At 62.4% G+C, this 22202-nt stretch carries 20 protein-coding genes and 1 pseudogene; 4 read left to right on the forward strand and 17 right to left on the reverse strand.

Annotated elements, in window-relative coordinates:
• Nucleotides 1–497: 497 nt before the first annotated feature.
• The 7 genes from PZN02_RS28550 to PZN02_RS28580 form a co-directional block, all read right to left on the reverse strand.
• Nucleotides 498–1280, reverse strand: coding sequence for an SDR family oxidoreductase (locus tag PZN02_RS28550; protein WP_280662304.1), 783 nt, complete (start codon nucleotides 1278–1280; stop codon nucleotides 498–500).
• Between the two features lie 3 nt (nucleotides 1281–1283).
• On the reverse strand, nucleotides 1284–1655 hold the full coding sequence (locus PZN02_RS28555) for a hypothetical protein (RefSeq protein ID WP_280662305.1): 372 nt from the start codon (nucleotides 1653–1655) through the stop codon (nucleotides 1284–1286).
• Nucleotides 1656–1753: 98 nt separating this feature from the next.
• Entirely contained in the window at nucleotides 1754–2179 is a 426-nt protein-coding gene (locus PZN02_RS28560; protein ID WP_280662306.1) for a low affinity iron permease family protein, read from the reverse strand.
• 130 nt (nucleotides 2180–2309) lie between these two features.
• Nucleotides 2310–3080 (reverse strand): sugar phosphate isomerase/epimerase family protein, encoded by a 771-nt coding sequence (locus tag PZN02_RS28565; RefSeq protein WP_280662307.1) that lies wholly within the window; start codon nucleotides 3078–3080, stop codon nucleotides 2310–2312.
• Complete coding sequence (locus tag PZN02_RS28570; RefSeq protein ID WP_280662308.1) at nucleotides 3077–4087, reverse strand: hydroxyacid dehydrogenase; 1011 nt, start codon at nucleotides 4085–4087, stop codon at nucleotides 3077–3079. The genes PZN02_RS28565 and PZN02_RS28570 overlap by 4 nt, the downstream gene beginning before the upstream one ends.
• Nucleotides 4084–5937, reverse strand: coding sequence for a DUF2264 domain-containing protein (locus PZN02_RS28575; protein ID WP_280662309.1), 1854 nt, complete (start codon nucleotides 5935–5937; stop codon nucleotides 4084–4086). The genes PZN02_RS28570 and PZN02_RS28575 overlap by 4 nt, the downstream gene beginning before the upstream one ends.
• Entirely contained in the window at nucleotides 5934–6959 is a 1026-nt protein-coding gene (locus tag PZN02_RS28580) for a LacI family DNA-binding transcriptional regulator (RefSeq protein ID WP_280662310.1), read from the reverse strand. Before PZN02_RS28580 ends, PZN02_RS28575 begins: the two co-directional genes overlap by 4 nt.
• Nucleotides 6960–7106: 147 nt before the next feature.
• Between PZN02_RS28580 and PZN02_RS28585 the strand changes: the two genes are divergently transcribed.
• Nucleotides 7107–8393, forward strand: coding sequence for an ABC transporter substrate-binding protein (locus PZN02_RS28585; protein ID WP_280662311.1), 1287 nt, complete (start codon nucleotides 7107–7109; stop codon nucleotides 8391–8393).
• A 276-nt stretch (nucleotides 8394–8669) separates the two neighbouring features.
• Here the strand turns inward: PZN02_RS28585 and PZN02_RS28590 are convergent, their stop codons facing one another.
• Together PZN02_RS28590 and araD are read right to left on the reverse strand one after the other, a co-directional pair.
• Entirely contained in the window at nucleotides 8670–9461 is a 792-nt protein-coding gene (locus PZN02_RS28590; RefSeq protein ID WP_280662312.1) for an NAD-dependent epimerase/dehydratase family protein, read from the reverse strand.
• 14 nt (nucleotides 9462–9475) lie between these two features.
• The gene (gene araD, locus PZN02_RS28595; protein ID WP_280662313.1) at nucleotides 9476–11200 is read right to left on the reverse strand and encodes an L-arabinonate dehydratase; all 1725 of its coding nucleotides are present in this window, start codon (nucleotides 11198–11200) and stop codon (nucleotides 9476–9478) included.
• Nucleotides 11201–11277: 77 nt separating this feature from the next.
• On the opposite strand from araD, the gene PZN02_RS28600 reads away from it, so the two are divergent.
• Nucleotides 11278–12000 carry a FadR/GntR family transcriptional regulator gene (locus tag PZN02_RS28600; RefSeq protein ID WP_280662314.1) on the forward strand — a complete coding sequence of 241 codons (723 nt, stop codon included), beginning with the start codon at nucleotides 11278–11280 and terminating at the stop codon, nucleotides 11998–12000.
• 352 nt (nucleotides 12001–12352) lie between these two features.
• On the opposite strand, the gene PZN02_RS28605 is transcribed toward PZN02_RS28600, so the two are convergent.
• On the reverse strand, nucleotides 12353–13309 hold the full coding sequence (locus PZN02_RS28605; protein WP_280662315.1) for a dihydrodipicolinate synthase family protein: 957 nt from the start codon (nucleotides 13307–13309) through the stop codon (nucleotides 12353–12355).
• Between the two features lie 162 nt (nucleotides 13310–13471).
• On the opposite strand from PZN02_RS28605, the gene PZN02_RS28610 reads away from it, so the two are divergent.
• Nucleotides 13472–14356, forward strand: coding sequence for an SMP-30/gluconolactonase/LRE family protein (locus PZN02_RS28610; protein ID WP_280662316.1), 885 nt, complete (start codon nucleotides 13472–13474; stop codon nucleotides 14354–14356).
• A 10-nt stretch (nucleotides 14357–14366) separates the two neighbouring features.
• On the opposite strand, the pseudogene PZN02_RS28615 reads toward PZN02_RS28610, so the two are convergent.
• Nucleotides 14367–15432: pseudogene (locus tag PZN02_RS28615) on the reverse strand (alpha/beta hydrolase family protein).
• A gap of 69 nt (nucleotides 15433–15501) precedes the next feature.
• Here PZN02_RS28615 and PZN02_RS28620 point away from each other — a divergent pair.
• The gene (locus PZN02_RS28620; RefSeq protein WP_342394725.1) at nucleotides 15502–16596 is read left to right on the forward strand and encodes a helix-turn-helix domain-containing protein; all 1095 of its coding nucleotides are present in this window, start codon (nucleotides 15502–15504) and stop codon (nucleotides 16594–16596) included.
• A 1-nt stretch (nucleotide 16597) separates the two neighbouring features.
• On the opposite strand, the gene PZN02_RS28625 is transcribed toward PZN02_RS28620, so the two are convergent.
• From PZN02_RS28625 to PZN02_RS28650, 6 genes are all read right to left on the reverse strand, one after another.
• Nucleotides 16598–17455: a sigma-70 family RNA polymerase sigma factor gene (locus tag PZN02_RS28625; protein WP_280662317.1), complete on the reverse strand. Its 858-nt coding sequence runs from the start codon at nucleotides 17453–17455 to the stop codon at nucleotides 16598–16600.
• The gene (locus tag PZN02_RS28630) at nucleotides 17455–17925 is read right to left on the reverse strand and encodes a carboxymuconolactone decarboxylase family protein (RefSeq protein WP_280662318.1); all 471 of its coding nucleotides are present in this window, start codon (nucleotides 17923–17925) and stop codon (nucleotides 17455–17457) included. Before PZN02_RS28630 ends, PZN02_RS28625 begins: the two co-directional genes overlap by 1 nt.
• A gap of 167 nt (nucleotides 17926–18092) precedes the next feature.
• Complete coding sequence (locus PZN02_RS28635; protein ID WP_280662319.1) at nucleotides 18093–18773, reverse strand: redoxin family protein; 681 nt, start codon at nucleotides 18771–18773, stop codon at nucleotides 18093–18095.
• 214 nt (nucleotides 18774–18987) lie between these two features.
• Nucleotides 18988–20067 carry an ABC transporter ATP-binding protein gene (locus PZN02_RS28640; RefSeq protein WP_280662320.1) on the reverse strand — a complete coding sequence of 360 codons (1080 nt, stop codon included), beginning with the start codon at nucleotides 20065–20067 and terminating at the stop codon, nucleotides 18988–18990.
• Nucleotides 20068–20095: 28 nt separating this feature from the next.
• Complete coding sequence (locus PZN02_RS28645; RefSeq protein ID WP_280662321.1) at nucleotides 20096–21169, reverse strand: Gfo/Idh/MocA family protein; 1074 nt, start codon at nucleotides 21167–21169, stop codon at nucleotides 20096–20098.
• Nucleotides 21170–21182: 13 nt separating this feature from the next.
• Nucleotides 21183–22187 carry a Gfo/Idh/MocA family protein gene (locus PZN02_RS28650; RefSeq protein WP_280662322.1) on the reverse strand — a complete coding sequence of 335 codons (1005 nt, stop codon included), beginning with the start codon at nucleotides 22185–22187 and terminating at the stop codon, nucleotides 21183–21185.
• Nucleotides 22188–22202: the final 15 nt, after the last annotated feature.

Below are 22202 nucleotides of genomic sequence, written 5' to 3' on the forward strand. Positions count from 1 at the left end.
TTAAATGGAAACAGTTCTGTTGGCTGAAACGGGCCGCCTGATCGACCGGCCGGCTTGGACGTATGCTTTGGCTACGCCGCGCGCCGGCCGGTCGACCATCCGATTCCGTTTGAGCCAACAGAACTGTTTCCATTAACCCTGAAGGGTTCTACCTCCGCGCAAGCTTTTCTCGGACCGACCGGGAACAAATCGCCACGTACCCGGTTTATGTGTCGGACCGCGTGGAAAAAGTCCCCTCTCCGCAAGCCCCTACGGATCCGCGCGATCCCAAACAACAGTGCAGATCGGGCTCCATCACTCTTGGTGGAGCCCATTTTTCTTGGGCAATCAGTGCGATGACTTTTGTAAGCCGGGAACGACTTGCCAACGGTGAGGTTTCGTCTTCGAACATATTCTTGGCGAGCAATGATGAAAACGTCGAAATCGGGCGCACCGACAACGCCGTACGTCCAATCGGACGCGCAAAGGTCGCTGTAGCACTTTGAATTGCAGGAGCTTTACCTCAGCAGGCCCTGACCTCCATCGATCCAGATGGGGGTGCCAGTAACGTGTCGCGCGTCATCGGAAACCAGGAAGCGGATGACTTCCGCAACGTCCTCACTGCGGCCGGGTTTGCCGCCCGTAATCGGGATTTCGCCGTCCGGCCACTCTACCGGTATCGCGGTTTCCTTCGCATGGCGCAGGCTGGTGTTCTCGTCGATCTGCGTCTCGATCTCTCCCGGGCACACCGCATTCACGCGAATATGGTGCTTGGCCAGTTCGAGGGCCAGTTGCTGGACGATCGCTACCTGCGCCGCCTTGGTGGCGGTGTATGCGGTTGCGCCGGGTGTGGTGAAGGTCCGCGTACCGTTGATCGATGACACAACGACGATCGAGCCGCCTCCGCTTTCCTTGAGATAAGGAACCGTCATATGCAGCGTCAGAAACGTCCCGCGCAGATTGACGGCAATCGTCTTGTCCCATTCGGACGGCTTCAAGTCGTCGATCGGCGCCCAGACGCCGTTGATGCCGGCATTGGCGACGACGACATCGAGATGCTCGAATTCACGGACAAGCGTCTTCACCGCGTTTCGCATCGCAAGCTCATCCGCCACATCGGCTTCGAGCACCAATGCTTCGCCCCCGGCGGCACCGATCTCCGAAGCGCAATCTTCGAGCTGCGGGCGGGTACGGCCGAGCAGGCCGACCTTCATTCCGTCGGCGGCAAGCGCAAGTGCGGTGGCGCGTCCGATGCCGGAGCCCGCGCCCGTGATCAGGGCGACAGACGATCGATCCGCCATGGCCTACTGCTTCTTCCTGTGATCGCTCGCGATGGTTGAACCCGTGACGGAAACGGGGTCACTGGCAGGAAAGGTGTCTTCCAGGCCCTGGTCGAGCTGGCGCTCCATCTCGGCCGCGTCCTTGGCCGCCCGTGCGCTCCGTGCAGCCTTCACTTTGCGCTCCACGTCGGCATCGCTGCTATCCGGCGCATCGGTGTGCGCAAGCTCCAGCATAACCGCCTTGGCCCGTTCGACCGCGTTCAGCCGGTTGAGGCTCCGCGACGCGTCATTGCGCATCGAAACCGAGACGATCTCCCCGCCTTCGCCGACGAATTCGACCGTAAAGCCCGAGCGGCCGCCTTGTTCGGGGATGACCTGTGTTCCAACGAGATGCATGCGGTACCCTCCTGGCAACTGCGTTCGCTACGCAAACGGCTTCGCTGGCGTTTGGTTCCCGCGATGTACCGGTATGCGGACGATCGTGGCCGTTGTCGTTATGCTTTTCCTGCGGGCTGGCGCCGGGTCGCGCGCGATATCTTCTCGTGCAGAGCGTGATCTTCCTCGCTTTGAGCGTGTTCCTTAAGGATCTCGGTGATGCGCTTCAGTTCTTCCTCTTCAAGCTCCTCGATGCCGACATATTCGTTCTCCGCCGAACTCGTCAGGATGATCTCGTCGAGTTTCGCCTGAACCGCTGTGCCGCCGCGGATCTGCGAATTTTGGAGAACGAAAACCATGAGAAAGGTTACGATTGTGGTCGCGGAGTTCACGATCAGTTGCCAGGTTTGGGAAAAGCCGAAAAACGGTCCGCTGATGGCCCAGATGGCGATCGCGGCCACGGCAAGTACGAATGCGACTGGCCGCCCGGAATATTCCGCAACCGCAGTCGAAAACTTGGTGAACACATGGGTCTTTTGTGACATTCGCGACACCCGACGCTCATTCGATTCCGATAACCCCCGGTGTAGAAAAGAGTTCCACCCCGGACCGGCTATGATGGACAGGGCGCCGAGGGCGAATGCCGCTGCTGCTTTCAGCGGCATAGCATCCTTGTCATCCTTGGAGGATTTGGCCGAGGGTCGCGGCGTCTTCGGAGAAGGCTGCAGGATCGTCATTTGCCACGAATTCCAACATGGCAAAGCGTCGCCCGGTCCAGCGCGAGGCAGGCATGGCGGCCAGAACCGCCCGCCAGTAATCGGACGCCGACTTCAGGGGAAAGCGGTTGCGATCGCTATCCCAGGCGAAAACATGAAGATGCGAAATGTGCTGGCCGACTTGACCGATCTCGGCCAGAGCTTCGTCAAGCGGAAGCCCCGGCCGTGGCTGCCAGTAAAGATAGACATTGGCGTGCGCGATCGCATCGATCAGGCGACGCGCAGAATCCGTATTATCCGTCAAGGACTGTGGGTGATATTCCAACGACACGGTGACCCCATGCCGCGCGGCTTCCGCACCCATGTCGCGGATTGCAGCCGCTGCGGCCCGTCGTTCACTGGCGCTGTAGTCTTTGGAATCGCGCTGGCGCGTGCCGGGCCAGATGCGGATATTCGACGCTCCAAGTGCGATTGCGCTGTCGAGAGCGCGTCGGAACACGGAAAGGTCATCGGTGGGCGGCGCAACATAGGAACCATAGGACGTTGCCAAGCCGGCCCTTTCCGAGAGACGCCCGACGTCGCGGGCGATCGGCTCGTCCCCCGGGGGGACATGGGCGTCGCCCGCCCATTCGATCGCCGCAAGCCCGGCTTCTACCGCCAGCTCCACGATCCTGTCTGGGGGCAGGCTGCGGAACGTGACTGTGCAGAGCCCGGGTTCGAACGTGCTCATGCCATGCGCTCCAGGTCGGCCTTGCGAACCTCGTAAAGCAGCGGCCTGCCTTCGATGAAGCGGGCGATCTCATCGGCCGCCATCTCGCCAAGGCGCGTCCGTTCAAGGCCGACAGCGCCGGCAATGTGCGGGGTCAGGAAGACGTTCGGGAGGTCGTAGAGCGGAGAATTCCTTTCAGGCACTTCGGGATGGGTGACGTCGATGACGGCATTGATCGTGCCGGTCTTCAGCTTCTCGATAAGCGCGGCCTCGTCGACGAGTGCACCTCGCGCCGTGTTGATCAGCGTTGCGCCGTCCTTCATGAGCGACAGCCGCCGCGCGTCGATCATGTGCCGGGTCTCGGGGAGCGACGGTGCATGCAGCGATACGATGTCCGCACGCGCCATCAAAGTATCGAGATCGACCTTCTCGACATTGAGGGCGGAAGCGGCCTCTTGCCCGACCAACGGGTCATAGAGCAGCACCTGATAATCGAAGGGACGAAGAAGCTCGATCACCCGTCTGCCGATCCTCGACGCGCCGACAATCCCGATTGTGCGGCGATAGTTTCCAATCGGCTGCCCCTGCAGGAGATAGGTGCGCGTGCGGTCCCGGTCGGCGGTGTAGAGATCGCGGAACCGAAACACCTGCTTGCCGGCAAAAATGATCGCCGCAAGTGTGAACTCGGCGACCGGCACGGCGTTGGCTTCGGCCGCATGGCTCACGGCCACTCCTGCATCGAAAACGCAGTCGTCGATCACCCCCTTGATCGTTCCGGCCGCGTGTACGACGAGGCGGAGGTGCGGTGCCGCGGCAAGCGCCGCTCGGTCGAACAAGGGGGCACCCCAGCCGGTGACCAGGATTTCCGTTTCGGCCAGCAGCCGCTTCGCGCGGGCATCGCCGAACTCCGTCATCGGTCGTTGATCCAGAACGCGCCCGAGACTGTCGAACCTGACAAGAAGTTCTGGTGTGAGAACGTACCGCGTCCTGTCCGGCTGCATCGCAAAAGCAATTGCGGGGCGCGTCATGGAATTCGTCCTGGTGCGTCCATTGCGCTCACGCTCTCGCCTTGCCTCGCGAGAACATGCAAGGCGTCAAGGTCTGGGGCGGCCGGCGGCCTCGTCCAATCACCTGAAACGGCGGAGGCGTCGCGAACGGCCAACACGGCGCAGCGCAGGATGGTCTCGCCGGCGCGTATGGTGGCGCGCAGTTGTGGCACCAGCGTCTTTGCGGAGATCAGGTTGGTATTTGGCGGAGCCTTCTGAGCCAGCCCTTCGCGCGCTACAGACGAGCCGAGATCGCAGATCCCGCTGAAATCCTCCGCGCCGATGGCATGGGCCGCGCCGGGCGCCGAGAAAAGCGTGTCGGCCTCGAAGTCTCGTCTGGCGATGGCGAAGCCGCCTTCGGCTGTCTCGAGCTCTCTCGGCGTCGTGACCCGATGCACCCGCACATGCCACGGCGCCGACGGCAGCAGCCAGGTTTCGACGACGACGTCCGGCCAAGGCGACCATTTCGAATAGAGCACATTACCGGCAAGCCGCGCTACTTCATTCGCCTCTCGCACCCGGTAGTGAATGCCGTCGTCGCTGAAGGCCAGCATGGAATCGAAGGCGCCGCCGGCAAAAGCCCGTTCGTCGCTCTCGACGCTGAAGCCGTAGCGCGTCGAATAGGCGAATTTCGCATATTTCTCCGAACCGAACCGCATCTGCCGGTTTTCCTGGCCGGAGGAAAGCGCGATCACGTCGCCCTTGCAAGGCATCATCACCATGCCCGGATGGCGAAGGGGGACCGTCTCGTCGAGCGGCGCCGGAGGCGTTTCCGGGCTTGTCCAGAACGGGTGGTCTTCGCCGATCGCAAGCGGCAGGAAAGCCTTGAACGCCCAATAGGGCGAGCCCGCCGAATTGTAGTTTTCCGACATCAGGAGGTTCGGATAGCCGTAGCCGATCGACAGCACGCCGTCCCGGTGGGTCATCGGCTTGTCCGCCCACCATCTGAGGTGGCGAAGGCAAAGGCCCTTGATCTCGCCCCAGGGCAGCGCCTCCAGATCGGCAAAGGCGAGCGCCGACCAGAAGCCCGCACAGGCGAAACGGTAGGTGAGGCTGCGGCCGAAGGGGAGGGTCGCGCCGTCCTGCCCGAACCAGTGACGAAAATCCTGCGCAAAGGCGAGGGCTCGCTCGCGGTAGCGCCTGGCATAATCATCATCGACGAGCCGCGAATAGATCAGGCCGTAGAAGTGCATGGCAAAGGGGATGTAGTGGTCGATGCGCCGTACATTGCCATCGCGATACCAGCCATCCGCAATATAGAAGCCTTCGAGTTCGGTCAGATACTGCTTGGTGAGGCTGCGGTCGTATTCAATACCCAGACGATCCAGAGCGATGTCGACGAATATGCGGAAGAACTTCCAGTTATTGTCAGCATAGTCGAACTGCCGGGCGTGGATGAGATAGGCGACGAGGTTGTCTTTCGCCCGAGGAGATAGCGGATCCCACAGCTTTTCCGGCACCAGGGCAAGCGCGAAGCCCAACGCGGCGAGCTCGACCATGCGCTGGTCACGACCGTTGACGCTGCCCCAGAACTCCGGATGGTTCGGGTCGGTGCCATTGGCGATACCCTCTGCATAACGGTCCCAATGGGCGAACTGACCGCCGCCGGCGCTGAAAGGTGCGAGGCCCCAAAGCGGCCTTGCAAAACCTTCGAGGTCAGCCGCGGCGCGATCGAAGTGACCAGCGGCGGCGTCGAGGCGAACGCGGGCGTTTCCTCTGGAGAAGTATGGCAGCAGCGGATTGAAGAGGTCGACCAGGGCGCGCCGCATGTCACTGCGCGTTGCCAGTGGATTGGAGCCAAGCGGATTGGCGGTGGCGGGATCATAGGTCATGAGCGCTGTCCTTTGTCTAGTGTGCCGCCATGTACCGGGATGACCGCGTGGGACACGTGCCGAGCGGGGGCTTCCGGATGACGGAAGCGGAAGTGCATCATGCCGACCGCCTCGCGGCCGAGGGCCACGCGATCGACGCGCATCGTCGCCAGACGTGGGCTGGCCATCTCGGCGCAAGGCAGGTCGTCGAAGCCGACGATGGCAAAATCCTTGGGCATCTTAAGGCCGAGTTCGGTCACCGCTTCGAGCACGCCTACGGCGACAAAGTCGTTCATGCAGAAGGCGGCCGAGAAACCGGGATCCTCCTTGAGTGCGGCGAGTGTCGCCGCATGTGCCTCGACGCTCGCATTGGTCTCGAACGGCAAGCGGATGACACGCGCCTCGCCTCCAGCCGAAGCGACGGCCGTTTCGAAACCGCATATGCGCTCGCGGATTGTGTGGCGATGCGACCCGGTCAGGTGGAGGATGCGGCGGTGGCCGGCGTCGATAAGCCGCTGCGCCGCTGCATAGGCGCCGAAGAAGTTCGACGGCGAGACACCGTCGAAGCGCAATCGAGGGTCGGTGCCGTTGACGAGTATTACGGGCGTGCGGCTTTCCATCAGCCACGCGCTGAGCGCCTCACCGGGGTCGATGCCGACCAGGAACAGCCCTTGCGCGCCGACGGATTCCATCAGATCCCGGACAGTCTCGGGTGTCGCCTTCGCCTCGCTGACGAGGCGGATGTCAAAGGGAATGCCCTGCAGGGCAGCCTCTGAACGCAAGCCCTCGACAATACCCTCGTAGAAAATGCTCAACACTCCGGTGACGCCATTGCTCGCGATCAGTGCCAAGGTACCCGGGGTCATCCTCGGGCCGGCCTTCACGGGATAGCCGAGGTCGCTCGCAACCTTGAGAATCTGTCGGCGGACGTCTTCGCTGATGCCAGGTTCGTTCGCGAGAACACGCGAGACGGTGGAAACTGAAACTCCGGCGCGGGTGGCGATGTCGGATTGGCGGAATCGTTTTGTGGGCGCGTCACTCATATCGCAAATGTTGCGCAAACAATGCAAATTTGCAAGAAAAAAACAATTTCTTGCAAAATCTAGATTTTTGCATAATGTTATTGCGGAACTTTGGTCCGCCGGACGCTGGAGGAGAGCGCGAGGCAGATAACAAGAGGGAGGACTCGCATGCTAATCAATCGACGCACATTCATGCTCGGCGCGGCAGGCGCAACTGCTGGTGTTACGCTCGGCCCCAGTGGCCTTCGGCCGACCTTTGCGGCAGAAAACGTGAATCTGCGCGCCATGTGGTGGGGCTCCAACGATCGCTCGAAGCGAACATTAAGCGTTGCCAGGCTCTTCCAGGAGAAGAACCCCGACATCACCGTTGTCGGCGAGAGCCTGAGCGGCGAAGGCTACTGGACGAAGCTCGCGACACAGATGGCCGGTCGCGCCATAGCCGACATCTTCCAGCTCGAGCCCAATACGATTTCGGATTACTCGAAGCGCGGCGCCTGCCTCGCTCTGGATCCGTTTGTCCCTTCGGTGCTGGATGTGAAAGGTTTCGGCGACGACGTGCTGAAGCTGACGACCGTGGATGGCAAACTCTGGGGTATTGGCCTCGGCCTCAACTCCTTTGCACTGTTTTACGATGCCGATGCTTTCGCAAAAGCAGGCGTCACCCCTCCCGGGCTTGACACCACCTGGTCGGAATACGCCGACATCGCGGTCGAGATGGCCAAGGCCACCGGCAAGGGCGGCGGGCCGTATGCAGCTCGCTACACCTATGTCTTCGATGCCTGGCTGAGGCAGCGCGGCAGCAGTCTTTTCAACGAAAGTGGACTGGGCTTCGGCGTCGAAGAGGCCAAGGAGTGGTATGCCTACTGGGAGGATCTGCGCAAGCGGGGCGGCACCGTGGGGGCCGACATCCAGACGCTCGACCAGAATACGATCGACACCAACTGCCTGGCGCTCGGCTATTCGGCGATCGGCATGGCCTATTCGAACCAGATGATCGGCTACCAGCTCATCATGAAGAGCAAGCTTGGCATCGGCATGCTGCCGCGGGGCGAGAAGGGCGGCCCCTCCGGCCACTATTATCGTCCTGCTCTGATCTGGAGTGTCGGCGCCACCACGGAGCATGGCGAAGAAGCCGCCAAGTTCATCAGTTTCTTCGTCAACGACGTCGAAGCCGGCAAGATCCTCGGGGTCGAACGCGGTGTGCCGATGTCGCCGAAGGTTCGCGAAGCAATACTGCCGCTGCTTAATCCGACGGAAGCCGAAACGGTGAAATACATCAACGCGCTGAAGGACCAGGTCGGCAGCTATCCGCCGCCGGCTCCGCTCGGGGCGACGGAGTTCGACCATCGCGTATTTCGCCCGATTGCCGACGAGCTCGCTTTCGAGCGCATATCGGTCGCGGATGCTGCAACACGTCTCGTCGAAGAGGGGAAAGCGACCATCCGCGCCGGCTGAACGCCTGCTCACTGGATCGTTGCGCTCACCGCGGGGGCACAGCTGCGAGTTGGGCGCCGTGGCACCCCCCTCTGCCCTGCCGGGCATCTCCCCCACAAGGGGGGCGATCGGTAAGCGGTGATGTCCCGCTCAACCAGTTGCGCGCCGCTCACGGTTGAGTTCGGCGTTCACGAGATCGCTGTCGGGCGCGGTTTTTGCTTCTAGCCGATCTCCCCCCTTGTGGGGGAGATGCCCGGGAGGGCACAGGGGGGTATTTACGCAGAGCCCGATCTGCCTCTAATCCCCGGGGCGGGCCTTGACCGTCGCAAGGCGACCGCCCTGGTACGCGCTGCCTTCCGCGGGTCCGGGCTCGCGCCGCTCGATTGCCTCGCGAAAAGGCTCGCTGCTGTCTATCGGTTGCCAACCGAGGAAATCGGCGTGCGCGTTCGACCACCACGCATCCCGGTTCTCCGAGGCGCCGTAGAGCACCAGATAACCGATGGCCGGAGCCTCGAGAAGCCTGCGCACCAGCGACAGGAAATCACGTGGGCTCAGCCAGGTGGAAAGCATGCGCTGGTTCTTCGGCTCGGGGAAGCAACTTCCTATTCTCAGACAAGCCGTCTCCAGGCCGTATTTGTCGAAGTAGAGCCGGGCAAGATCCTCGCCGAAGCACTTGCTGACGCCGTAAAGGCTGTCCGGCCGACGTGGCGACGTATGGTCGAGCATCTCGCCGATGCGGTGAAAGCCCGTCACATGGTTGGTGCTCGCGAAGACGATGCGCCGGACGCCCGCCTTTCGCGCCGCCTCATAGAGATTATAGGTGCCGACGATGTTGGCCTGGAGCAGGGCGTCGAAATCGGCTTCAACGGCGATCGCGCCAAGATGCAGGATCGCGTCGCAGTCACGCACAAGATCATCGACGGCCTGCCGGTCGGCTAGGTCACACCGGACCACTTCCTCGCCCTCCTCGGCCGGGGCAAGATCGGTGATATCCGATAGGCGCAAGACCTTCGCGCAGCCTTTCAAACCCTGCCGGGCATTGCGGCCCAAGGCACCTCCCGCTCCCGTCACCAGCAGTCGCGTCGTCATCCGTCCCACCCGTGTCAATGGATTTCCGGTTCGGGCAGCTTATGGGGCGATTGCAGGAAGGTGAAATCGCAGCCTTCGGGGGCCTGCTGGATATGCTCCGCATGCATCTTCAGAAAGCCTCGCGAATAATCGCGCTCCGGCGGTCGCCATCTCGAGAGCCGGCGCTCGATCTCCGCTGAGCTGACCTCCAGCGTGAGCGTCCGATTGGCGACGTCGAGGGCGATAACGTCGCCATTGCGCACGGCCGCCAGCGGACCGCCGACGTAAGACTCCGGCGCGACGTGCAGAATGCAGGCGCCGTAGCTGGTGCCGCTCATGCGAGCGTCCGAAATGCGCACCATATCGCGCACGCCCTGTTTCAGAAGCTTCTTCGGGATGGGCAGCATTCCCCATTCCGGCATGCCCGGTCCGCCGACGGGACCGGCGTTGCGCAGGATCAGGACCGTGTCGGCGGTGACGTCGAGATCCTCGTCGTTCACCGCCTTCATCATCGCCTCGTAATCGTCGAAGACAAGCGCGGGCCCGCGATGCTTGAGAAGGGCAGGGTCGGCTGCGGCGGGCTTCATGACGCAGCCCTGGGGCGCGAGGTTTCCTTTCAGGATCGCCGTGCCGCCGCGCGCGGCAACGGGGTTATCGAGCGATCGGATCACGTCCGGCAGATGAACTTCGATCTCGCGGATCGCCTCGCCGATGCTGCCGATCACGTTGCGCTCTTCGAGGTGCAGCAGCGGTTCCAACTGCTTCCACAACGCCGGCAGTCCGCCGGCGTAGTAAAAGTCCTCCATCAGGAATTCGCCCGTCGGGCGGATGTTACAGAGGACCGGGACCTTCTCCGACACGCGATCGAAGTCGTCCAAGGTCAGCTTGACGCCGCATCGCCGCGCCATCGCTATCAGGTGAATCATCGCATTGGTCGAGCCGGCCATCGCCATATGCACCGTCAATGCGTTCTCAAACGCCTTGGCCGTCAGGATGTCCGAGGGCTTCAGGTCCTCGAAGACCATCTCGACGATGCGCGCGCCGGAGAGCGCGGCCATGCGCGAATGGCCGGCATCGGCGGCGGGAATGGCGGAGGCGCCGGGCAGTGAGAGACCCAGCGTGTCGGCAAGCGCCGTCATCGTGGAGGCCGTGCCCATGGTCATGCAGGTGCCGAAGGAGCGGGCGATGCCGCGCTCCATGACGTTCCATTCCTGCTCGGTAATGCGCCCGGCCTCTTTTTCCGCCCAGTACTTCCAGACATCGGAGCCCGAACCCAGGGCCTGGCCGCGATAGTTGCCGCGCAGCATAGGTCCCGCCGGCACGAAGATAGTTGGAAGGTCGACCTGGATCGCGCCCATGATCGTCGCCGGCGTGGTCTTGTCGCAGCCGGCAAGCAGCACGACGCCGTCGACCGGATGCGACCGGATGAGTTCCTCCACTTCCATGGCGAGGAAGTTGCGGTAAAGCATCGTCGTCGGCTTCACGTAGGTTTCCGCCAGTGACATCGCCGGCAGTTCGATCGGGAAGCCGCCGGCCTGCCACACGCCGCGCTTCACCTCCTCGGCGCGGGTGCGCAGATGCGCGTGGCACGGATTGATGTCGCTCCAGGTGTTGATGATCGCAATGACCGGCTTGCCGGCGATTTCGGCATTGTCGTAGCCCATCTGGTAAAGCCGGGACCTGTGGCCGAAGGAGCGCAGGTCCTTGACGCCGAACCAGCGAAAGCTTCGAAATTCCTCCGGTTTCTTGCGCCTGGTCATCGGTCACCTCCTTTGCATTCCCGGGCGGGTCGGTTAAGTTGCGCCTGTTCAGAAAAATGACAGGTGAAGGCGGACCCTTGAACGATGTGATGTTGAAACTGAAACCGGCGCGGCGAGAGCGGCTCGCCGATGTTCTTTACGGCCAGATCCTCGAGCAGATCGCGAGCGGCCAGATGGCCGAGGGTGCGAAATTGCCGTCGGAAGCCCGGATCTGCCGCGACTTCCAGGTTTCCAGGCCGGTCGTTCGCGAGGCGCTGATGCGGCTGCAGGCGGACGGCCTCGTGGTTTCGCGGCAGGGTATCGGCACCTTCGTCAAGTCGCGCCCCTCCAACAAGCTGACAGATTTTGCGGCCTCGGCGGAGATCGCCAGCTACCTCAGGGCTTTCGAACCGCGATTGGCACTCGAAACCGAGTGTGCGGGACTGGCCGCGATGCGCCGCACCAAGGCCCAGCTCAACCAGATCGGCGAGGCGCTGGCGGCACTGGAGGGCGCCTTTGCCCGCGGCGAGACCGGTTGGGAGGAAGATTTCGCCTTCCATCTTGCCGTTGCCGCGGCCGCGGGCAACGAGCTTTTCCCGCGCCTCCTGGAAGAGCTTGGCGATATTCTGCGCGGCTCGATGCGCATGGCGCTCAGCCTGACGCGGCAGGGCTCGGAGGACCGGCGGCGGCGCGTGCTCGAGGAGCACCGCAAGATATTCACCGCGATTTCCGGACAAAACCGCGAGCTCGCTCGCCTTTACATGCGCTATCACCTGACCGAATCGCGGGCCCGCATCACCGGATCCCACGGCGATCTCTAGAGCGATACCCCGTGTGACCGGATCGTTCCGGCAATCGCCGGGTTTCGCGCGTCGCCTCTCCGAGTGGCGCCGGCCTGCACCCCCCTCTGCCCTGCCGGGCATCTCCCCCACATGGGGGGAGAACGGCAAGGTGCGGGCGCCCCATTCCCTCTCGTCGGCGGGGTCAACCTCGCAGCCTGAAGTGGCCGTGGTGGAATACCGTGCCTCCTTAATCTCCCCCCCTGTGGGGGAGATGCCCGGCAGGGCAGAGGGGGGTATCGACACCGGTGTCCCCGATTTTCGCCACTGCAGCCTGTTCGAATCCCGCTCCGGGGCCAGTCGCCGAAGAGCGCGGCGCCTTACCCGTACCATGTCATGCGCTCGCCGATAGAGGCCGGGCTTCGCCGGCCGCGGCTTCGCTCTTCGCCTTCAGCTTGCGCGCGGCCACGGCGATCGCATCGATTTGTCCGGCGTTGTCGAGATTCGACAGGAATTCGCCGATCGGGCCGGTATCGCAGATGCCCGCAAGCCGGACGGCTTCGTGCAGGACGCGGATCGGCGAATGTGCGTCGCGCAGATCCTCGAGCGGGATGAAGCTCTCGCGAATTGCACGTGCCTCGGCGAACTCACCGGATTGACACGCCTTCAGGATCGCGGTCGAGAGATGCGGAGCAATGCAGACCGAGCCGGAGGTGAAGCCGGCGAGGCCCATCTCGACGTGATCGATTGCCGGACGTTCGCCGATACCGCTGACGATCCGCTCGCCCGAGCCGACGGCATCGAGGATGGCGGAAAGATAGGCGTCGTTCTTCGGGTCGGGCCGCACCACGGCGTATTTCAAGGCCGAGATCGCGCCATCGCGGAAGAGGCGCGCGACATCCCTGGCATCGAGGAAGCCGTCATTCTTGATATAGGCGATCAACGGCCGGCCGGCGGCATCCGCCAGCTTGGCGAATCCGGAGACGAGGCCCGCCGAAGTTGCCGGGAAGGTGAGGGGGAGCACCATGGCGGTCGGAAAATTCCGCCCGCGCAGGATCGCCGCCTGGTCCATCGCCTTGCCGAAGTCGGCACCGATCGAGGGGATCATCCAGCGGTCCGGCGGGGCAATGTCCTCGAGCATGTCGAGAAGGCTGCCGAATCCCGTTACGCCGAAATTGTAGAGATTGGCGTTTCCGCCGTAGAGATAGGTGGTCACCCCGCCCGAGAGCAGCCAATCGACTTGTCTGCGATTTTCCGTCTTGCTCGGCTCGCCATTCGCCTGACGCGCCAGCGGCGGCACGGAAAGGACGGAAGAGGCGAGGTCGGCCGCATCTACGGGAGTCGTTTTCATGGAAATCTCCTTGCCAAGTTTCTTGTATTTTTAATTTACAAGTTGAGCAAGGGCAATAGCAATGTTAGAGAAAAGTCAGCCGATAACGCTTGAGAAACCCGTGGTTTGCGAGAGATGCTCGTTCTCTCTCCAACCGACAACTGTCAGACGATGGTCCCAAACATGTCTTTCGACTTGACATTTGAGTGCGTGCTAGATTTGCGCTGTGCGGTGGCTGAAAGCCCGGTTTACGACGACCGCCGAAACTGCCTGTTTTTCGTCGATATCGGCAAGGGCGTTCTCCATCGTGCCGATCTTACCGGGGCGGGCCATGTCGCGTGGACCTTCGAGCATGGTGCCTGCTGCGTCGGGCTTGCCCAGTCTGGGCGCCTCGTGCTCGCGCAAAGGGACCGAGTCGTGCTGTTCGATCCGGAGAGCGGCACGATCGCGAAGGAGATCGCCTCGATCGAAGCGGAAAGGCCGGACACACGTCTGAACGACGGCAAGGTCGGGCCGGACGGTGCGTTCTGGGTGGGAACGATGCATGAGGCGGCCGACCGGCAGCGGGTCGCTTCGCTTTACCGCGTTTCGGCGGACGGCACGGTGGAGCGGAAGGTCGGCGACGTCATCTGTTCCAATGGTCTCGCCTGGAGCGCCGACGATTCCGTTCTCTTTCACTCGGATTCGCGTGGGCCCTGGATCGACCGTTGGCAATTCGATCCCGCGACGGGTGAGATTTCCGCGCGCCGCCGCCTCGTCGTCCTCGACGAAGCAAGCGGGCGGCCCGACGGAGCGGCGACCGATGTGGAAGGTCGATACTGGAGCGCCGGCGTTTCGGCCGGCGTCCTCAACTGCTTCTCCGCCGAAGGCGAATTGGTCAGGACGCATCGCTTTCCGGTGCCTACGCCCACCATGCCGTGCTTCGCCGGTCCGGATCGGAAAACGCTCTTCGTCACGTCCTTGCTTCCGGCGGGTGCCTCGGAGGACAGCCGGGCCGGCGGCATTTTCGTTACTCGAAGCCCTGTGGCCGGAGCCGCCGTCCATCGCTTCGAGGATCGCCGGCTCTGAGGCTTTAGACTCACGAACGCTCTTCGAGGGTTCGCTGCAAGGCGTCCCGTACGAGCTTAGTCAAAGCGGAATGGATATCCGCGCGTGATCGGCCATCGCCATCACTGCAAATGGGATCGACTTCCCCGAACGATTTCAGCAACTCGGCCCCAATCCTTGCATTCGGGCAGGAAGCTGAAATGATCGGCCCCAGCAACGCTGAAATATGTTCCATGGGGCGACAGCGCCGCCAGCCCCGAGGCGATCACCCCCGCGGGAATCGTCCCGTTGCTGCCGAGATTGATGAAAGTCATCGGGATCGTGATCTCTTTCAGGCTCTGAGCGTCATAGGCTTGCGCGAGACCCGGGTCGATCAGAACCGCTGATTTGATGCGCCGGTCGAGGTTCGACTGCTCGAAGCGCGCCCGGTCGATTTTGCGCAGGTCGACTTTATCGACCTCGACTGGTTTATCGTCGACGTAGCCTTTACCGCCCGCATACCAGGCGCAATCCCATTTTTTATAAGTGTCGCAATAGCGGGCATAGTCTTCGAGATTTGCCCGGGCGCCAGCGATCTCCATGGCAGCCGCGCCTCCGAGCGAGAAGCCGACAACGCCAACGCGATCAGCGTTGACGACAGCGCTCCATTGCGGATCGGTGGTGAGCATGTCGATCACGGAGGATAGATCCTGCGTGCGCTCCCATAGCTTCGGCGTATCCGCGGGGGTCGAGTTGCCGCTCGTGCTGCCGGGATGATTAGGTCCGGCAACGACAAATCCGGCCTTCGCCAGTTCGGCGGCGAGCCAACTCATGCCCTGAATGCGACCGCCCGATCCATGCGACAGCACAACCAGCGGATAGCGCCCTGCGAGGAGCGGTGCGTTCCTATGCGCTGGCGTGCCTTTGAATACCTGGTTTTCACCCACGAGAACGGGTTCGCCGCCAGGTCCGGCAGGGTACCAGACGGTGACCTGGAGGTTTCGCCCGCCTTCGGGCGGGTCGAGGTTGATTTCGCGCACACCGACTTCGATTGCGTGGCAAGGTGCCGCGAATGCGACGGAGAGGGCAACGGCGGCAAGAATATGGGAAGGGGTCATTACAAGCCTCACGAGGTTGAAGGGACCGGCGAATAATTGCTCCATGCCCGCTCTTCCGCTTCCTCGATCATGATTCAGGTCGTCCCGAATCGCGATTTCGGCCAACATCCGGCCGTTGATCTTCACCCAAAAGGACAGACCTTGATTTTCGTCCCGCTGCCCTTCGTCGTCGCATTACTGCTTCTGATTTTTCTCGCTGCGATGCTGCGCAGCGACGAGCCGGGCAAAGGACTTCGGCCGTTCCTCGCCTTGGTTTTCCTGTGCGCCGTACAATCGATCATCGTCGGCCTGCGGTGGGGTTACGACGTGGAGATACTGCGATACGTGCTGCCGGTGTTGGCGAGTTGCCTGCCATCTCTGGTGCTGGCAAGTTTCCGCAGCTTGATCCACCGGGAGGAGGCGGCCGGGAGTGCCCGTTGGCTTCACGCTACGCCGCCGCTTGGGATAATTGTGCTGCTGTTGCTGTCGCCCTCTCTGATCGATGGTGCCTTGATAGTGCTGTTTGTCGGATACGCGCTGGCCTTGGTGAAGCTCGGCCGTGCCGGTCCTGACGGCTTGGACGAGGCACGTTTCGACGGTGCTCACGCGGCGCACCGCGCCCTCCTCATCGCTGCCGCAGCGCTCTGTGTGTCAGCCCTGTTCGACCTGGCGATCTTTCTCGATTTCCAATGGGCCAGGGGGACCAATGCTGCTCTCGTCGCGAGCAATGCGAATCTTCTGGGGCTGCTTTTTCTGGGCCTTACCGCAATCGTCGCAGCCCGCGCGCGGCCGCTGCCGACGTCAGCCGTAAACATTGATCAAGCTTCATCCCTGGCGGCGAAGGATCGTGAAGTCTTGGATCGCATCGATCATTTGCTGGCCGAGCAGCGATTGTCCCGTGACGAAAACCTGACCTTGTCGCGGCTGGCGCGGCGAGCGGGCGTGCCGGCCCGGCAGATTTCCGGTGCAGTCAATCGATTGGCGCGCAAGAACGTCTCTCAGTACATCAACGATTTCCGAATTGCCGAAGCCTGCCGGCTCCTCAGGGAGACCGACCTGTCGGTAACCGCAGCGATGCTCGAATCCGGTTTTCAAACGAAATCGAACTTCAACCGGGAGTTCCGACGGGTGACCTCCCTCAGCCCGGCTTCCTGGCGCGAGCGAAATCGATCGTCGCCATCGTGAGCTAATGCAAGTGCCTCAGCTTCTCGGGGTTCCGCATCACATAGATTGCAGCGACCTTGCCGTCCTCGATATCGAGCGCCGTCGTCTGGAGTTCACCGTCGGCTTCCAGCGTGACGAAACCGGGCAGTCCGTTGATGAAACCGGCCCGAACGATTTTCGAGCCGCCCTTCTGGAACAGAACCGCCAGGCTCTCGTGTACCTTCATCACGGCATCAAATCCGATGATCGGCTTCATCGCTGCAGGACGCTTGCCGCCGCCGTCGGCATGGATGCTGACGTCGGCTGCCAACATCGCACCGAGCGCCTTCATGTCGCCGCTGCGCGAGGCGGTGAAGAAAGCTTCAGCGATCTCGAGGCTTTTCTGTTTCTCGATCTGGAAGCGAGGTCTCGCCTCGCGGACATGGGTGCGCGCACGGCTGGCGAGCTGGCGGGAGGCAGCCGGGTCGCGCTGGATGGTTGCCGCGACCTCTTCAAATCCCAGCCCAAAAACGTCGTGGAGCAGGAAGGCTGCCCGTTCAAGTGGAGATAGGCGTTCCAGGGCAAGCATCAAAGGCAGAGTGACGTCTTCCTCCTGCTCCTCTTCCACGACCGGGTCGGGAAGCCAAGGACCGACATACGTCTCACGCTGGCGTCGTGCTGATTTGAGCTGGTCAAGGCAGAGCCGCGTGACCGTACGGCGCAAAAACGCCTCGGGCTCGCGCACCGCCGAGCGGTCGGCCCCCATCCAGCGGATGAAGGCCTCCTGCACCATATCTTCCGCGTCGGCGACGGAGCCGAGCATGCGATAGGCGACGCGCATGAGTTTGGGACGCAGCGGATCAAATCCCGCCGCTGCGTCCTCGCGCCTGGCGTCCGTCATCAGGCGGCCGCCTGGGCAGCGGCCTTTGCCGCGGCCGGATCGACCCACAGGCCGAAGCCAACCGCAAGGCGGTTCCACCCGTTGATGACATTGATCATGAGCGTGAGCTTCACCTGCTCCTCCTCGGTGAACTGAGCCTTCAGGGCCTCATAGGCGCTTTCGTGCGCGTGGCCTTCCGACAGCCGCGTCAGTGCCTCGGTCCAGCCTAGCGCGGCGCGCTCGCGATCGGAATAGCAGGGAGCTTCACGCCAGGCCGATAGCAGATAGATGCGCTGCTCCGTCTCGCCATTTTCCCGCGCTTCCACCGTATGCATGTTGATGCAGTTGGCGCAGCCGTTGATCTGGGAGGCGCGGATCTTCACCAATTCGGCGAGAATTGGCTCGAGGCTGGAGGCGGTGGCGACCGACGTGCTCATCCAGCTTTTCATCAGCGACGGGGCAGCGGCGAAAAGATCGAGTTTGGCAGTCATGGTTCGGTTTCCTTCTGTTGGTTCCGACACCATGACGAGACAGGATCTGCGAGTGTGACATGAGCGCAGAAATTTCTTATCGGTGCATGCGGGCAGGAAACTTTGGCCGACGCGCTTGAGGGCCCACGCAATCACTACCGGAGTGGCTGCCGAGCGCGTTTTCGCTGTTAAGAGGCGACTTCGGAAGCTGCCGACATCAACTCTTCGGGATTGAGCGCCCGGCACACATTTCGACCTTCCTCTTCAACTTCGGTAAAGCTCCAGCGCACCACACCTTCTCGATCGAGCAGAAAGTGGCCGACGAGCTGCATATGGCCGGGAATTCTCACCTGCTGATCGGCTTCTGTGATTTCGTACCCATCCTTCGCGTTGAGGAGGTCGCCTGCTGCGTCCGGATTCATCGGTTCAGGCAGTTCCCCGGGCCGGTCGACCCGCAATGTCGTGACCACATCCATTCCGACCTTGTATGGCCAGTCGGTCTCATTCTCCGTGATCTCGAGGAGAGGTAAGCCGAAGGCGCGGTGTGAAGCTCGCTCCGGATCGGATGCAGCAAGAAGACCGGGTATCGGATGATAACGGAAATAGAGTCGCGCGCGTTCGACCGGGGTGTTTACCACCGCTAGAGAGTTCACGCCTTTCTCATGCAGCGCCGGGTTGAGCTGTGCCATCGCCGCGACATGGCGCCGGCAGAACGGACACAGCAGGCCTCGAAACAAACCGATCAACAGCGGGCTGCGGCCGCGAAAATCATCAAGTGCGATTTTTCCCTCGCGCGAGATGGCATCGAGCACAATGTTCGGCGCCCGGTCGCCCGGTTGTAATGGATGGTCGGTATGGGGCGTAGACATGGACAACCTCCTCCCCCGGGATCAGTCGAGAAAAGGCAGCACTCAAGTGCTTCGAGGTCGAGCTGGCGTTCCAGGGGCGAAACAGCGTTCGGCCTTACAGCCAGGATACGCCCTCAGAATGGCGCCACATTGGTCCATGAGCAAGCGGTAAACAGCGGACCGATCCATTGGCCTTTCCGCCGTTTCGTTCCATGGCGCGCAGCCGGTGCCGCGCTCACATCGCCTTGCCGTCGGCGCCGAACACGTGGCAGCGTGAAGGATCGAAGTGGACTGCGAGGTTGGTGCCGCGCTCCACTTTCTGCTGGCCCTCGAGCGCGACCGTGATGTGCTGGCCGTCAGGGGTGATGCCGTAGAGCATGGTTTCGCCGCCGAGGTTTTCAACGAGCTCGACATTGATCGGGGCGAGCGCGATGCCATCGTCGTGCGCGGAAAGATGTTCCGGCCGGATACCGAAGGTCACCTCCTCTCCCGCCGCTGCGCCGCTTAGGGCCCGCGGCAGGCGGATCGTGCCGCCACAAACCTGGATCGCTGTTTCCGCTTCACCGACTGCAGCGATGCGCGCCTTGAGGAAGTTCATCTTCGGGCTGCCGATGAACCCGGCGACGAAGCGGTTGACCGGGTGGTTGTAAAGATCGAGCGGCGCTCCCACCTGCTCGATCCGCCCGGAGTTCAGGACGACGATCTTGTCGGCCATGGTCATGGCTTCCACCTGATCGTGGGTCACATAGATCATCGTGTTGCCGAGATCGCGGTGAAGCCGGGAGATTTCGACGCGCATCTGTACGCGAAGTTCCGCATCGAGGTTGGAAAGCGGTTCGTCGAAGAGGAAGATGCGCGGCTCGCGCACGATCGCCCGGCCGATCGCCACGCGCTGGCGCTGACCGCCGGAGAGCGCCTTCGGCTTGCGGTCGAGCAGCTTCTCGATCTGCAGGATCTCGGCGGCGCGACGCACTTTCGGTTCGATCTCCGCCTTCCTGTAGCCCGCCGTCTCAAGGCCGAAGGCGAGATTCTTGTAGACCGACATATGTGGGTAGAGCGCATAGGATTGGAACACCATGGCGATGCCGCGCTTGGCCGGCGCCACTTCGTTCATCCGGTCGTTGTCGAGCATGAGCGTGCCGCCGGTGATCTCCTCCAGACCGGCGATCATGCGCAGGAGAGTCGACTTGCCGCAACCGGACGGGCCGACGAAGACGGCGAACTCGCCGGGGTCGATGGTGAGGTCGATGCCGTGGATCACATCGAGCGCGCCGTAGCGCTTCTCGACTTTCTGAAGAACGACGCTGGTTGCCATTTCGAATTCCTCCCTGCGGCCTTTGCCGTTACCTCGTGTTCGCACGCCAATTGGCATATTTCGGACTCTCCGGTCCGATCGGAAGCGTTATCTCGCGACCCGTATCGGCGGACTGATAGATCGCCGTCACCAGTTCCAACGCCTGCCGCGCATCTTTGGTGGTGACTGGAAGTGGCCCGTTACCGCTGAGAAAGGCGTGGAAATGGGCCATCTGCGTCGTGAAACGCGGCAAGACCGGACGCCAGTCGCCGATCACTTCGTCGATCTCAGCCTGAACGGCTTCGTTGGCGGCAATGATCTTCCAGGGATCCTTTCCGGGAGCATAGGGCTCATGGCTGCTTTCGAAGGTGACATTCTCGAAGTGCAGGCGAAGGCGGCTGATCTGCTCCTGCGAGCCGAGCGTGCAGGAGAGCGACACGAAGGCGCCGTTCTGCATGAGCAGGCTTGCCGAGGCGCAGTCCTCGACCTCAATGTCGTTGACGCGCGTTGCAACGCGCCCGAACACTCTTGCGACCGGACCAAGAAGGTGAAGCATCATGTCGTGCAGGTGCAGAGCATGAGTCACCAGCACGCCGCCGAGTTCCGTCTCCCATTTGCCGCGCCAAGGAACGGAGTAATATTCGGGCGTGCGCAGCCAGAAGGTTTCGACCGAGCCCACATAGGGCCTGCCGGCGATGCCGGCGTCGATGATGCGCTTCGCCTTCTCGATGCCGTCGCCGTAGCGATACTGGAAGATCGGCATCAGCACGCCCCGGGCCGGCTTCTCCGCCTCCATGATCCGGTCGATGCCCTTGAGCGAACCGGTGAGCGGCTTCTCGCAGATCACGTGCTTGCCCGAGGCCAGCGCGTCGAGCACCTGTTCGAGGTGAATGCCGGGTGGCGTGCAGATATCGATGATGTCGATGCTGTCGTCGGCGAGCAATTCCTTGAACGACGTCGTGCGCTTTTCGATGCCGAACTCGTTGCCGACTTCGTTCAGCCGTTCCTCGTTGAGGTCGCACAGTGCCGTAACCCGGAACTTGTCCGGATGCGGCCGATAGCCTTCGACGATGTGCGACCGTCCGATCCCGCAGCCGATGATGGCAACTGTCTTTACGCTCATGTCAGTTCTTTTCCTAGTTACGTTCGGCGATCGCTTGCGCTGAAAGGGCAAGCTCCATGGCCTTGAAGCAGCGTTCCTGCGGCATGGCGGTTTCGGTTCTGTCGCGGATGTCGGCGAGGAGCTGACGGCCGAAGGGAAGGTCGACGCCCGAGCAATCGATGTGCTCGACGCCGTTGCGGTCGGCAAGAAGCAGGTGGTTGCCCCCTGCGCGCCCGGCGAGGTCGACCGTCTTGCGAACCTCGATCGTACCGGTCGTGCCGACGACGAAGAGCCGGCCGTCGCCCCAGGTCGGCATGCCGTCGGGGGTGAGCCAGTTGACATGGATCATGCCGGTGGCCTGTCCCGTCGAAAGGTGGATGTTGCCCGTATCCTGGAGTTCCGGGCTGTCGGGAACGCTCCGGTTGTCGACGCTTGCCGAGAGAATGGTGGCATCGCTGGCGCCGGCAAAGAAGAGGAACTGCTCGCACTGGTGCGAGGCGATGTCGGTCAGGATGCCGCCGTAGTCCGAGCGGCGGAAGAACCAGTCGGGACGGCTTTCCTTGCGCAACCGATGTGGTCCGAGGCCGACCATGTGCACGACGTCGCCGATGGCGCCGGCTGCGACCAGTTCGCCGGCCTTCACCGTTGCCGGGCTCTCGAAATGCTCGGAATAGAGGATCGAGAAGATGCGCCCCGTTTCGGCCCGGACGCGGCGCACTTTGGCGAGCTGGTCCAGGCTCGTCATTCCCGGCTTGTCAACGAGCACGTCCTTGCCGTGTCGCATGGCGCGGATCGCAAGTTCCGCCCGCTCGGCAGAGACGGCAGCCGAGGTGACAAGGCCGATGCTCTCGTCTTCGAGTATCCGGTCGAGTGTCGCGATACGCGGCACATCCTTGTACGTGGCCGAGAACTCCGCGGCCAACGCATCGTCCGTTTCGTGGAAGCCGACAAGGTGGGCGCCGGCTCTCAGAAGGCAATTGACCTGGCCGTAGATGTGGTTGTGGTTGAGCCCGACCGCGGCAAAACGCAATTCGTCCATGGGTAAACTCCAGCT

The organism is Sinorhizobium garamanticum, from assembly GCF_029892065.1.
GTDB classification, from domain to species: Bacteria; Pseudomonadota; Alphaproteobacteria; order Rhizobiales; family Rhizobiaceae; genus Sinorhizobium; species Sinorhizobium garamanticum.